The sequence below is a fragment of the uncultured Sphingomonas sp. genome, assembly GCF_913776855.1.
Taxonomy (GTDB): Bacteria; Pseudomonadota; Alphaproteobacteria; order Sphingomonadales; family Sphingomonadaceae; genus Sphingomonas.
Map to the genome: position 1 here is coordinate 1 of NZ_CAJYQD010000003.1, position 12693 is coordinate 12693.

Annotated in this window: 13 protein-coding genes and 1 tRNA gene; 6 read left to right on the top strand and 8 right to left on the bottom strand. The window is 65.1% G+C overall.

Going from position 1 to position 12693, the window contains the following annotated elements:
• The 3 genes from QZ755_RS00670 to QZ755_RS00680 all read right to left on the bottom strand — a co-directional run.
• On the bottom strand, nucleotides 1–1000 hold a 1000-nt coding region (locus QZ755_RS00670; protein WP_294318577.1), incomplete at its 3' end, for an alpha-ketoacid dehydrogenase subunit beta.
• A 10-nt stretch (nucleotides 1001–1010) separates the two neighbouring features.
• Complete coding sequence (locus tag QZ755_RS00675; protein WP_294318460.1) at nucleotides 1011–2303, bottom strand: 3-methyl-2-oxobutanoate dehydrogenase (2-methylpropanoyl-transferring) subunit alpha; 1293 nt, start codon at nucleotides 2301–2303, stop codon at nucleotides 1011–1013.
• 140 nt (nucleotides 2304–2443) lie between these two features.
• Entirely contained in the window at nucleotides 2444–4576 is a 2133-nt protein-coding gene (locus tag QZ755_RS00680) for a M3 family metallopeptidase (protein WP_294318463.1), read from the bottom strand.
• A gap of 102 nt (nucleotides 4577–4678) precedes the next feature.
• Here QZ755_RS00680 and QZ755_RS00685 point away from each other — a divergent pair, with 102 nt between their 5' ends.
• Nucleotides 4679–5149 (top strand): hypothetical protein, encoded by a 471-nt coding sequence (locus tag QZ755_RS00685; protein ID WP_294318466.1) that lies wholly within the window; start codon nucleotides 4679–4681, stop codon nucleotides 5147–5149.
• A gap of 146 nt (nucleotides 5150–5295) precedes the next feature.
• Here the strand turns inward: QZ755_RS00685 and QZ755_RS00690 are convergent, their stop codons facing one another.
• From QZ755_RS00690 to QZ755_RS00700, 3 genes are read right to left on the bottom strand one after another with little or no spacing between them, the layout of a single operon-like run.
• A complete protein-coding gene (locus QZ755_RS00690) occupies nucleotides 5296–5943 on the bottom strand; it encodes a DUF4893 domain-containing protein (protein WP_294318469.1) in 648 nt (215 codons plus the stop codon).
• 7 nt (nucleotides 5944–5950) lie between these two features.
• On the bottom strand, nucleotides 5951–6736 hold the full coding sequence (locus QZ755_RS00695) for a 3-hydroxybutyrate dehydrogenase (RefSeq protein WP_294318472.1): 786 nt from the start codon (nucleotides 6734–6736) through the stop codon (nucleotides 5951–5953).
• Nucleotides 6737–6739: 3 nt separating this feature from the next.
• On the bottom strand, nucleotides 6740–7900 hold the full coding sequence (locus QZ755_RS00700) for a patatin-like phospholipase family protein (protein ID WP_294318474.1): 1161 nt from the start codon (nucleotides 7898–7900) through the stop codon (nucleotides 6740–6742).
• A 128-nt stretch (nucleotides 7901–8028) separates the two neighbouring features.
• On the opposite strand from QZ755_RS00700, the gene QZ755_RS00705 reads away from it, so the two are divergent.
• Genes QZ755_RS00705 through QZ755_RS00720 form a run of 4 tightly spaced genes read left to right on the top strand, consistent with a single transcriptional unit; the run spans nucleotide 8029 to nucleotide 10009 of the window.
• A complete protein-coding gene (locus QZ755_RS00705) occupies nucleotides 8029–8904 on the top strand; it encodes a neutral zinc metallopeptidase (RefSeq protein WP_294318477.1) in 876 nt (291 codons plus the stop codon).
• Complete coding sequence (locus QZ755_RS00710) at nucleotides 8904–9371, top strand: GreA/GreB family elongation factor (protein WP_294318480.1); 468 nt, start codon at nucleotides 8904–8906, stop codon at nucleotides 9369–9371. Before QZ755_RS00705 ends, QZ755_RS00710 begins: the two co-directional genes overlap by 1 nt.
• The gene (locus QZ755_RS00715; protein WP_294318482.1) at nucleotides 9368–9820 is read left to right on the top strand and encodes a YaiI/YqxD family protein; all 453 of its coding nucleotides are present in this window, start codon (nucleotides 9368–9370) and stop codon (nucleotides 9818–9820) included. The genes QZ755_RS00710 and QZ755_RS00715 overlap by 4 nt, the downstream gene beginning before the upstream one ends.
• A 9-nt stretch (nucleotides 9821–9829) precedes the next feature.
• Nucleotides 9830–10009 (top strand): hypothetical protein, encoded by a 180-nt coding sequence (locus QZ755_RS00720; RefSeq protein ID WP_055763497.1) that lies wholly within the window; start codon nucleotides 9830–9832, stop codon nucleotides 10007–10009.
• A gap of 37 nt (nucleotides 10010–10046) precedes the next feature.
• Here the strand turns inward: QZ755_RS00720 and QZ755_RS00725 are convergent, their stop codons facing one another.
• Both QZ755_RS00725 and QZ755_RS00730 read right to left on the bottom strand, forming a co-directional pair.
• Nucleotides 10047–11036: an NADP-dependent oxidoreductase gene (locus tag QZ755_RS00725; protein WP_294318486.1), complete on the bottom strand. Its 990-nt coding sequence runs from the start codon at nucleotides 11034–11036 to the stop codon at nucleotides 10047–10049.
• Nucleotides 11037–11142: 106 nt separating this feature from the next.
• Entirely contained in the window at nucleotides 11143–12303 is a 1161-nt protein-coding gene (locus QZ755_RS00730; RefSeq protein ID WP_294318489.1) for a DUF2171 domain-containing protein, read from the bottom strand.
• Nucleotides 12304–12522: 219 nt separating this feature from the next.
• Here QZ755_RS00730 and QZ755_RS00735 point away from each other — a divergent pair.
• Nucleotides 12523–12598 (top strand) — tRNA-Ala (locus QZ755_RS00735).
• Nucleotides 12599–12693 lie beyond the last annotated feature (95 nt).

Genomic DNA, 12693 nt, shown 5'->3' on the forward strand with positions numbered 1-12693 from the left:
CCTGCATGATCTTCTTGAGCGCCTGTCCGATGCGGACCGGCCCCGGGAAATACGCCCATTCGAGGCTGTGCGGATACGGCGTGTCGAAGCCGGTCACGCGCTCGATCGGCGCTTCGAGATGGTGGAAGCAGCGTTCCTGCACCAGCGCCGACAATTCGGCGCCGAAGCCGCCCGTCCGGGTCGCTTCATGCACGATCATGCAGCGACCGGTCTTCTTCACCGACGCCTCGATCGCCTCGATATCGAGCGGCACGAGCGTGCGCAGATCGAGGATTTCGGCATCGATCCCGGCGGCCTCCACGGTCGCCTGCGCGACATGGACCATCGTGCCATAGGCCAGGATGGTCAGGTCGCTGCCCTCGCGTACGACCTTCGCCTTACCCAGTTCGATCCGGTAATAGTCCTCCGGCACTTCGCCACCGGGATGCTTCGACCAGTTCTGCGCCGGCTTGTCCCAGTTGCCGTCGAACGGGCCGTTATAGATGCGCTTGGGTTCGAAGAAGAGGACCGGATCATTGTCCTCGATCGCGGCGATCAGCAGGCCCTTGGCGTCGTACGGCGTCGACGGGATCACCGTCTTGATGCCCGAAACGTGGGTGAAGATGCCCTCGGGCGACTGGCTGTGGGTCTGCCCGCCGAAGATGCCGCCGCCGAAGGGCGAGCGGACCGTGATCGGCGCGGTGAAGTCGCCGGCCGAGCGATAGCGCAATCGTGCCGCCTCGCTGACCAGCTGGTCGAGCGCGGGGTAGATGTAATCTGCGAACTGGATTTCGGGCACCGGACGCAGGCCATAGGCGCCCATGCCGACCGCAACGCCGATGATGCCGCATTCGGTGATCGGCGTGTCGAACACGCGGGTCTTGCCGTATTTGGACTGGAGGCCGGCGGTCGCACGGAACACGCCGCCGAAATAGCCGACATCCTCGCCCATCACGATCACGCTAGGGTCGCGGTCCATCACCACGTCCATCGCGGAATTGATCGCCTGGATCATGTTCATCCGCGCCATGTCAGTGGCCCTCCTTGCGTGCCCAGGGGCGGCCGGAGGCTTCCTCTTCCGCCATCATCTGCGCCTGTTGTTCGCGAAGGTGCCACGGCATGTCCTCGAACACGCCATCGAACAGCGTGTCGAGCGGCTGGTGCAGGCCATGGCCGAGGATGCCGTTGGCCTCCGCCGCCTTCTGCGCGGCGCGGACCTGTTCGGCGACCTCGCGGTCCATCGCGGCGTGGCGTTCGTCGTCCCACTCGCCGATCGCGACGAGGTGCGCCTTCAACCGGGCGATCGGATCGCCCAGCGGCCAGGCGGTCGGCTCCCCGGCCGAGCGATATTGCGACGGATCGTCCGACGTCGAGTGCCCCTCGGCGCGATAGGTGAAATGCTCGATCAGCGTCGGCCCCTGATTGGTCCGCGCCCGCTCGGCGGCCCAGGCGGTTGCGGCATAGACCGCCAGCGCGTCGTTGCCATCGACGCGCAGGCCGGCGATGCCATAGCCGATCGCGCGCGCGGCAAAGGTCGTCGCCTCCGCGCCGGCGAACCCCGAAAAGCTGCTGATCGCCCACTGGTTGTTGACGACGTTGAAGATCACCGGCGCGCGATAGACGGTGGCGAAGGTCAGCGCGGAATGGAAGTCACCCTCGGCGGTACTCCCCTCCCCGCACCATGTCGCCGCGATGCGGGTATCGCCCTTCGACGCCGACGCCATCGCCCAGCCCACTGCCTGCGGATATTGGGTGGTCAGGTTGCCGGAGATCGAGAAGAAGCCGAAGTCCTTCGACGAATACATGATCGGCAACTGCTTGCCCTGCAACTTGTCGCCGCTGTTCGAATAGATCTGGTTCATCATCTCGATCAGCGGATAATCGCGCGTGATGAGGATGCCCTGCTGGCGATAGCTGGGGAAGGTCATGTCGTCGCGGTCGAGTGCCATGGTTCCGGCAACCGCAATCGCCTCTTCGCCCGTGCATTTCATGTAGAAGCTGGTCTTGCCCTGCCGCTGGGCGCGGAACATGCGTTCGTCGAACGCGCGTACCGTCGCCATCTTCAGCAGCATCCGCCGCAGCATGTCGGGGTCGAGGCGCGGGTTCCACGGACCGACCGCCTGGCCTGCTTCATCAAGGACACGGACCAGCGTGTAGCTGAGGTCGTGGAAGCTGTCGGGCGCGGCGGCGGTGTCGGGGCGGGCCTGCGCCCCTGCCGGCGGCACGGCGACGTCGGCGAAATCCACCGCGTCGCCGGGACGGAATTTGGGTTCGGGCACGTGCAGCGCCAGGCGCGGCAGATTCGTGCGGCTGTCGCCGGTCATGCACTCTCCATGTCCGCTGCGTCGACCGATCGGCCGCGCAGACTCGTTACAAACGCTTGTTATATAATTTCAACGCGCTTGGCGAGAGGCTGGTAGCAATTGTTACGGGTTTTCCCCCGGCATTGACCGGGGGAAACAGATCACTTCGTCGGAAAGCCGCGCCGCTTGAACAATGCGGTCACGTCCGGGTCGCGGCCACGGAACGCACGATAGGCGTCCTTGCGATCCGTTTCGTTACCGGTCGACAGCAACGTCTTGCGGAAGCGGTCCGCCGTCGCCTTGTCCCACACGTTGCCCGTCCCCACGAACGCGGCCCAGGTGTCGGCATCCATCGTTTCCGACCACAGATAGGAATAATAGCCGGCAGAATAGGCATCCGAGGAGAACAGGTGATTGAACTGCGGCAGGCGGTGCCGCATCACGATCTCCTTCGGCATCCCGAGCTTCGCCAGCGTGTCGCGTTCGAACGCTGCGACGTCGGTCACCGGCGTTTCACGATCGTGCAATTCCATGTCGACGATCGCCGAGGACAGATATTCAACCGTGTCGAATCCCTGGTTGAAGGTCGACGACTTTTCAATCTTGTCGACCAGCGCCTGCGGCATCGGCTGTCCGGTCTGGTAATGCTTGGCATAGCGATCCAGCACATCGCGGGTCAGCAGCCAGTTTTCGTTCACCTGGCTCGGATATTCAACGAAGTCGCGCGGCGTGCCGGCAAGCCCCGGATAGGTCACGTCCTGCAGCAGCGAATGGATGGCGTGGCCGAATTCGTGGAACAGCGTCGACGCATCGTCGAGGCTGATGAGGGTCGGCTGCCCGGCGGCGCCCTTCACGAAGTTGTTGTTGTTCGACGCCAGCACGTTCGTATCGCCGCCCAGCTTCTGCTGCCCACGATAGCGCGTCGCCCATGCGCCCGACCGCTTGCCGCTGCGCGCGAAGCCGTCGAAGTAGAACACGCCGACATTCCGGCCCGTCCGCGCGTCCGTCACGACGAAGGTGCGGACATTCTTCTCGAACACCGGAATCTGCCCGGTATTCTCGGTGAACTTCAGGTCGTAGAGCCGCCCTGCCGCATAGAAGGCACCGGCGAGGATGTTGTCGAGCTGGAGATACGGCTTCACCTCGCTTTCATCGAGGTCGTATTTCGCCTTGCGCACCTTTTCGGCGTAGAAGCGGTAATCCCACGGCTCGATGGTGAGGTTCGCGCCGTCCTTGCGCGCCAGCGCCTGCATGTCGGCGACTTCCTCGCGCACCCGCGCCACCGCGGCCGGCCACACGCGCATCATCAGCGCCTTGGCATTGGCGGGCGTGCCGGCCATCGTGTCGTCCATGCGCAGATAGGCATGGTTGCGGAAACCGAGCAGCTTCGCCCGCTCCTGCCGCAGCTTCAGGATGGTTGCGATCGTCGCCTTGGTATCGTTGGCATTGCCGTTGTCACCGCGCATGACGAACGCACGCCATACCTTTTCCCGCAGACCCCGGTCGGTAGCATAGGTCAATACCGGCGCAACCGACGACCGCGTGTTCACGATCGCCCATTTGCCCGACAGATCGCGTTCGTCCGCCGCCGCCTTCAGCGAGGCGACGAAGCTGTCGGGCAGGCCCGCCAGTTGCTTTGCGTCGTCGACGACGATCCACGTTTCCTCATCGGCCAGCACCTTCTGGCTGAAGTCGTTATAGGCGACCGACAATTGCTGGTTGAGCCTCGTCACCTGCTGGCGCTGCGCATCGGTCAACAGGCTGCCGCGCCGGACGAAGCTGCGATAGGTCCGCTCCAGCAGGCGCAACTGTTGCGGATTGAGGTTTTGCCTGGCGCGGGTGTCGTAGGCGGCCTTGATCCGGGTGAACAGCTTCGGGTCGAGGAACAGTTCGTCGTTGAACGCCGACAGTTTCGGCGACCATTCCCGGTCGATCGCCTGCACCTCTTTCGTCGCGAGGTTGCTGGTATAAACGCCCCACATCGACCCGACCCGGTCCATCATGTCGCCGGCCAGTTGCAGCGGCTCGATCACCGTCTTGAACGTCGCAGGCCGCTTGTCGTCGCGGATAGCGTGGATTTCGCGGCGCATCTCCGCCATCGCGACCGGAAAGGCGGCCGGGAACATTGCCGGGGTCACCTTGTCCCACGGCGGCACCCCCTGGTACGGTCCCGGCCATTTCGCGGTCAGCGGGGTGGCATTCACGGCGGCGGCGGGCGCCTGCGGCATCGACGCGGCATGGGCCGGCAGGACGGACATCGTGGTGGCGAGCAGGGCGCCGATACGCAGGATCATGCAACTATCCGTTTTTCTGGGCAAATTCGTATCGAGGGTAACGATCGGGAGCCGGTTGGCAAGATCGGCGTTGATGCGGCAACGAAACGACACGGGGCTTTCATGAAGATCACTTCGCTGACCGAACTCGACCGCGTGCGCGATGACGCACGCAAGCTGGTGACGAAGCGCGCACTGGTATCGGCCGGCGCGTCGGCGGTGCCGGTGCCCGGTGCGGACCTGATCGTCGATGCCAATATCCTGACCAAGCTGCTGCCCGAGATCAGCAACCGGTTCGGGCTGGACGAGAAACAGGTCAACGCACTGGAGCCGGATCGGGCGAAGCAGGTCCTGCTGATCGCCGCCAATCTGGGCAATGGCGTGATCGGTCGGTCGATCACCCGGCGGATCGTCACGATGCTGATCCGCAAGGTAGGCGCGCGCTATGCCAGCAAGTCGCTGCTTCGCTTCGTGCCGTTCGCGGGACAGGTCGCAGCGGCGGGCATCAGCTTCGGGGCGATGAAGCTGGTCGGCAATTCGCATATCGACGATTGCTACGAAACGGTGCGGCGGACATTGGAGGGCAAGGCGTAACGGCGTTTATCGGCCCCGGTGCCACCACCGTCACCCCAGCGCAAGCTGGGGTCTGCCGCGGCTCCTGCTGCGCACTATCACGGGGCGATCCCAGCCTTCGCTGGGATGACGCTTCTGGTTACATCAAGGGGGCCAGGTCGACAGCCCTACTCCGCAGGGACCAGCTCGATCACGTCCAGCATCGATTCGAATCGCGGATAGGGCAGCACGAGCCTCCAGCGCCGCTCCCCGATCCGCTCCAGCAGGCCCGCCATGTCGCGGTCGCGATCCTGGCCATATTGCAGCGCCGCTCGCTCGTCGCCCAGCAGCAGCGTGCCGAGAAAGACGGTGCGATCACCATCGGGAAACAGCAGTCCGACCGGGCGCTGCGATCCGCTTTCCTTGTAGAAGCTGCGGACGCTGCCTTCGTCGCTGATCCGGCAGTCGAACGCCGGATAGGCGGTGAAGTCGCGCATCGCGCTGCCCATGCCGCCCAGTTTGAAGACCCGGCAGCGATAGCGACCGGCGGGCGCCGCCGGTCCAGCCAGAACGCCATCGGGTGCGAACAGCACTCCCTGCGCAGCCACCCCCGCCGGGTCGGCGGCGCGGGCGCGGGGAAGTGCCGCCATCCACGCGTCCCGCCACCGGCGCAACCGATCGCGATCGGCCGAGGTCGCCACCCGGCGCCAGTCGTCGGATACGGCAGGCGCGGTCGTCGCCGTTGCCTTGGCACCCGCAGACGCGACACCGGTGCCGCCGCACGCAGTGGTCGCACAGCCGACCAGGACCGTCGCCAGCGATGCAAGGCGGATCATGCCGCGATCACGCCGCGGTCCAGCCGCCGTCGATCGACAGGTTCGCACCCGTGATCGCCTTCGCTTCTTCGCGGCACAGGTACAGCGCGAGGCTGGCGACCTGTTCGACGGTGACGAATTCCTTGGTGGGCTGCGCTGCCAGCAGGACGTCGTTCATCACCTGCTCGCGCGTCAAGCCGCGCGACGCCATCGTGTCGGGAATCTGGCTTTCGACCAGCGGGGTCCAGACATAGCCGGGCGAGATGCAGTTGGCGGTGATGCCGCAGGTCGCGACTTCCAATGCAACCGTCTTGGTCAGGCCGGCAAGACCGTGCTTGGCGGTAACATAGGCCGACTTGTTGGGGCTGGCGACCAGGCTGTGCGCCGATGCGGTATTGATGATCCGGCCCCAGCCCGCCTTCTTCATATGCGGCACGGCAGCGCGGATCATGTGGAAGGCAGACGACAGATTGATCGCGAGGATCGCGTCCCATTTGTCGATCGGGAACTCCTCGATCTTCGCAACATGCTGGATACCGGCATTGTTGACGATGATGTCGACCGATCCGAACTCGGCCGCCGCCTTGTCGACCATTGCCGCGATCTGGTCCGGCTTGGTCATGTCGGCGGCGTCGTAGCGGGCCTCGGCGCCGCTCGTCTGCGCCAAGGCGGCGCGTTCCTTCTCGATCGCGTCCGCGTCGCCGAAGCCGTTGATGACGACGCTCGCCCCCTCGGCCGCGAACGCCCTTGCATAAGCGAGGCCGATGCCGGACGTGGAACCGGTGACGATCGCGGTCTTGCCTTTGAGGAACATCGATTATCCTTGGCGTTGGTGAAGGTGGTTGGTGAGGTCGAACGCGGCGGTACGCCCGTCGAGGATGTTTTCGGCGACGACACGGGCATTGGCCATCGTCTCGGCAATGGCGGCGCGCCCGGCCGCCCAATGTTCCTGCATCGCGCGTGCGGAGAATTCATAGTCGCGCGCGCCGCCTTCCCAACGGTTCGCGCGGTAGATCAGGTGGACGAGGCTGAGCGGATGTTCGTCGGCCATCGCCTCCAGCGCGCGGACATCGGCATCGTCGCGCAGTTCGACCGGTAGCTTGCCGACCAGCCGGCGGATCAGCTCACGTTCCTGCCGCAGGCGCAGCCGTTCGGCGGTCACCTGCCGCGTGCGGCTGGAGAAGCGGATTTCCTTTTCCCGTGCCACCACGTCGCCGATCGTGCGCGGCAGGTCGGCCTCAGCGGAGAACAGGTCGACTTGAAACACCAGCATCGGATCGCGCTGATGGTCGAGGATATGGGTCAGCGGCGTGTTGCTGACCAGGCCGCCGTCCCAATACCAGCGCCCGTCGATCTCGACCGGCGGCAGGCCCGGCGGCAGCGCACCCGACGCCATGACGTGCCGCGCGTCGATCCGTTCGCGCGCACTGTCGAAATAGACGAAATTGCCGCTTTCGATGTCGACCGCACCGACCGACAGCCGCACCGGACCGTCGTTCACCAAATCCCAGTCCACCAGCAGGTCCAGCGTTTCGCGCAAGGGCGCCGTGTCGTAATAGCTGAGCGCCGCCGGCGTCCCTGGCGCGGCGTATTGCGGGGCCAGCCCACGCGGCCGGAAGAAGCCGGGCACCCCGGTCGCCAGCACGACGCCGGCCGACCATTCATGCACCCATTCGCGCACCCGGTCGTCGGGCAGGATCGGGAACCACGGCAGCACGCCCGCTGCCGTCTGCCAGAATTGCCGCAGCCGTTCGATCCGGCGTTCGGGCGGATTGCCGGCCACGATCGCGGCATTGATCGCGCCGATCGAGATTCCGGCGACCCAATCGATCTCGATCTGCGATTCCCCCAGATGCTCGATCACGCCCGCCTGATAACTGCCCAGCGCCCCGCCGCCCTGCAACACGAGCGCCACGCAATCGGGTAACGGAAGTTCCGCAGGGGATTGTCGACGCAAACGGGGATCAGCTTCAGCCATCGACGATACTTTGCGGGTTATACGAACCAGGTTCAACGGCTCTTCAACCGATTTCCTGCGCGGTGGTTGCAACATCGTGACGGTTTCGCGCATTTCAGTACGCAGCTTCAACGATTGGACCGCCGCCCATGCGCCTCGACGATCTCGATCCCTCCAGCAATGTCGACGATCTGGGCCGCGGCGGCGGCGGCATGGGCGGCGGCGGATTCAACCTGCTGGGGCTGTTGCCGCTGCTGCTGGGGCGTGGCCTTGGCTGTGGTACGATCGGCATCATCGCAATCATCGGGGCGGCGTTCCTGATGTTTTCGGGCGGTGGCGGCCTGATCGGCGGCGGTTCGCAGGCGCCGACGACGCAGCAGGGTTCGGCGCAGAACGTGCCATGTGACACGGCTGAGGAACTGTTCGCGTGTCGGGTGCTGAAGTCGACCGAACAGGTCTGGGGCCAGATCTACGCCGAACAGGGTGCGCGCTATACGCCGCCGCGCCTGCGCTTCTACCAGCAGGGTGCGCAGTCGGGCTGTGGCGCGGCGCAATCGGCGATGGGGCCGTTCTACTGCCCGCCCGATCGTGGCGTCTATCTCGACACCGACTTCTTCCGCGAACTGTCGCAGAAATATGGTGCGGGTGGCGACTTTGCGCAGGCTTATGTCGTGGCGCACGAGGTCGGCCATCATATCCAGAACCTGACCGGACAGGCCGAAGCGGTCAGCCGCGCGCAGCAGACGCTGCCAACGGCGCAGGGCAACGCCCAGTCGGTGCGACTGGAATTGCAGGCCGATTGCTATGCCGGCGTCTGGGGCAAGCGCAGTGGCCGGATGGAACCGGGCGACCTCGAGGAAGGGCTGCGCGCGGCGGAGGCGATCGGCGACGACCGGTTGCAGGGCAATCGCGCCTCACCGGAAAGCTTTACCCATGGCACCTCGGCCCAGCGCGCTTATTGGCTCAAGCGCGGGTACGAAACGGGCGATCCCGCCCGGTGCGATACGTTTTCAGGGACGATTTGATGAGCGTTGCGTTTCGGCGAGAGGATGACGACGAGCATAAGGAACCACGGTTCGAACTGCCGCTGCCGCCCGGACCCAATCTGGTGACCAGGCGCGGGCTGGCCGCGATGGCGGGCGAGGTCGAGCGGCTGGAAGGCGAACTGCACGCGGCGGAGGGCGATGTCGAGCGCGTAACGGCGATCAAGCGCGACCTGCGCTATTGGCGGACGCGACATTCGACGGCGGAGATCGCCCCGGCCCCGACCGATGAAGTGGCGTTCGGATCACGGGTCACCTACACGCTGAACGGACAGCGCAAGATGATCGAACTGGTCGGCAGCGACGAGGCCGACCCGGCGGCAGGGCGCATTCCCTTCACCGCGCCGCTCGCGTTGGCGATGACCGGACTGATGGCGGGCGAGACAGCCGATTTCGGCGGACGCAGCGACGCGATCGAGGTGATCGAGACCGGCCCGATCGAGCCATGACCCGCATTCTGGTCGACGCCGATGCCTGTCCGGTGAAGGACGAGGTATACCGCGTCGCCGAACGCCATGGCGCGCGGGTGTCGATCGTCAGCAACAGCCATTTCCGCGTGCCGCTCCTTCCCTGGGTCGAACGGATCGTGGTGTCCGATGGGTTCGACGCCGCCGACGACTGGATTGCGGCAGCGGCAGGCACGGATTGTGTGGTGGTCAGCGCCGACATCCTGCTGGCGGATCGTTGCCTGAAAGCCGGGGCGATCGTGCTTGCCCCCAATGGCAAGCCGTTCACCGGTGCATCGATCGGCGGCGCGATCGCGACCCGCGCGATCATGGCCGATTTGCGGGCGGGCGGCGAGCAGCTGGGCGGGCCGCCGCCGTTCGGCAAGGCGGACCGTTCGAAGTTCCTGCAGTCGCTCGACGCCGCGCTGGTGCGGCTCGGGCGCAATCGATAGGAGACGCCCATGGCCGAAAAATTCGAACGTCACCGCCAGCCGTGGCGGCCCGATGAAATCCAGAAGCTCCACCAGCTGGCGGGCAAGGGCATGGCATTGAAGGCGCTCGCCAAGGCCCTGACCCGCAGCGAGGAATCGATCAAGGACCGCGCAAAGGAAGATGGGCTGAAGATCGCAAAGTTGCGGTAGGGCGTAGGTCCTCCCCGCGTAGCGGGGAGGATTTGCGTTACAGCTTTACCAGCATCTTGCCCTTGTTCTGGCCGGTGAACAGACCGAGGAACGCGTCCGGCATGTTTTCCAGCCCTTCGACGACGGTTTCCTCACGCTGAAAATTGCCGCTGGCGACGATTTCGCCCATGCCCTGCTGGAATTCGCCGATGCGGCCGAGGAAGTCGCTGACGATAAAGCCCTGGATTCGGATGCGTGCGGCGATGACCCGCATCAGGTAGCGCAGGGCAACCGGCTGCGACGCGTTATAGCCGTCGATCATCCCGCAGATCGCGAAGCGCGCGCCCTGTTTGGCATGGGCCAGCGCCGCATCGAGGTGGTCGCCACCGACATTGTCGAAATAGACGTCGATCCCGTCCGGTGCAGCGGCGCCCAGCGCCTTTACCAGCGGCACGTCGCCTTTGTAGTCGATCACGTGATCGGCACCGAGCGAGCGGACCCATTCGACCTTTTCCGCGCCGCCGGCCGAACCGATGACGGTCATGCCCTTCGCCTTGGCGATCTGCACCACGACCGACCCGACCGCACCGGCCGCCGCCGACACGAACACCGTCTCGCCCGGCCTCGCATCGCCGACCGCCAACAGCCCGAACCACGCGGTCATGCCGGTCAGGCCCAGCGCGCCGAGAAACGCCTGGTCCGGCAGGCCGATATCGGGAAGCTTCTGCACACCCTTCGCCGGGACGATCGCTTCGTCGCGCCAACCGGCCATGTGCTGGACGCGGGTGCCGACGGGCAGGTCGGCGGACCGGCTCTCGATCACTTCGCCGACCGCGCCACCCTCCATCGGCGCGTCGAGCTGGAACGGCGGGACATAGCTTTTCACGTCGTTCATCCGGCCGCGCATATAGGGATCGACCGACAGCCAGCGATTGGCGATGCGGACTTCACCATCCGCCAGTTCACGCTGCGGCAGATCGCGAAACGCGAAATCCTCCATCACCGGCATCCCCTGTGGTCGCCGTACCAGATGCCACGCCTTCGCCATGATCATTGCTCCATATCAGTTTCGGACCGCAACTTAAGCGCCCGTTTGGCAAAAGCAAAGGGGCGCGGTTTCCCGCGCCCCTCCGCCTGTCGCCACTGCGAACGCTTTAGTAGGTTCCGGGGAAGCTGCGATTGAGGTTGGTATCAGTGTCGTTGGTCGAACCGCTCACACCGGTACCCGCCGTGGTCGAGGTGCCCGCCCCCAACGACTGGCCGGTCGTGGTCGACGCACCATAACGGTTCGCTTCTCGCGCGCGATCGTCGTTATCACCCTGCGTGCCGAAACGGTCGCTGCCATAACGCTGTTGCGATTGGTTGCCGAACATCGCCTGCTGCTGTTCTTCGTCGCGCCATGCCTGCTTGGCTTCGGCGGCAGTCTTGCGCAGCTTCACCTTGCCATCGACCGACGAAACCCAGCGCGACGGGATCGAATGGTGATTGCCGCCGGCGTCCGGATCGCTCTTGGTCAGAATGATACGGTCACCCCGTACCTTGTCGACCGTGCCGACATGTTCATCGTCCGACCCGACGACTTCCATATGCTCGCTGACACGCGTCAGGCTGTCGCGCTGCGTCTGACGTTCGGTGCGGAACGCGTTGAACTCGCTCTGGAACCGCTGCGAGTTTTCCTGGCGATATTCGTCATAGTCGCGGTCGAACGCACTGACCTGCGTATCGCGCCACGAGCGATAGGCGTGATCGCTGTGGCGATCGTCATAGCGTGCCATCTGTTCGTCGTAGCGCTGGTCGCGCTCACGCCGACGCTCGGCTTCCTCATCACCGAACCACGAGCGGACTTCATCGCCGGCGCGTGCCAGGAACCCGCGATCCGCCGAATCATAATCGAGCCGGTCGCGCTGCTGCGAACGGTCACCGCGGAAGCGGTCGTTGCCATAACGCGATTCGCGTTCGCCCTGATCGCCGAACCGCTGGCGATCACTGCCGTAACGGTCGCTTCGCGCGCCGTAGCCCCGCGATCCGCGATCAGCATAGTCGAAGTCCCGGCTACCCAAGCTGCGTTCGCGATCCGCGCCATAGCTCGATCCGTAGGATGAACGCCCGCCATAATAGTCACTGCCGTCGCGATCGTCACGCTGCTGCGATCCACTGCCATAGCCCCGGCTGCCATAGCCCTGCGCGCCATATCCGCCCTGTCCGCGATCGTCCCGGTCGCGCCAGCGGCCTTCGTCGTTGCGGCTGTTGCGCGACCAGTCATCGTCGCGGGTGTAGCGATCATAGGCCATGAAAATCTCCTGCAGATGGTTCATGTTTATCGCGGCGCAGCGGCATCGTGGCCGCCATGTCGTATCCAGAGAAGCGCCAACCCCGCCGATGGTTCCGGCATGTTAGCTACCCGCACGACGAAGGGGTTCGCCGTAGCGACCGGATGCGGCCAGAGGATTTTGATCGGGAAACGTGCGAGACCCGTTGCATCCGCATTTTCGGGCCGCTAAGGGAACGGCCCCGGCATCGTCCGGGAACGGGGCGGGGCTGTAGCTCAGATGGGAGAGCGCTGCAATCGCACTGCAGAGGTCAGGGGTTCGATTCCCCTCAGCTCCACCACCCCGCCATCCTCTCGACATCGCTGATCCCTTGCTCGACCGATGCGCGCGTCGCCGTCGACTGTCGCCATCGGTTGATAGCGGAACAATACCCCA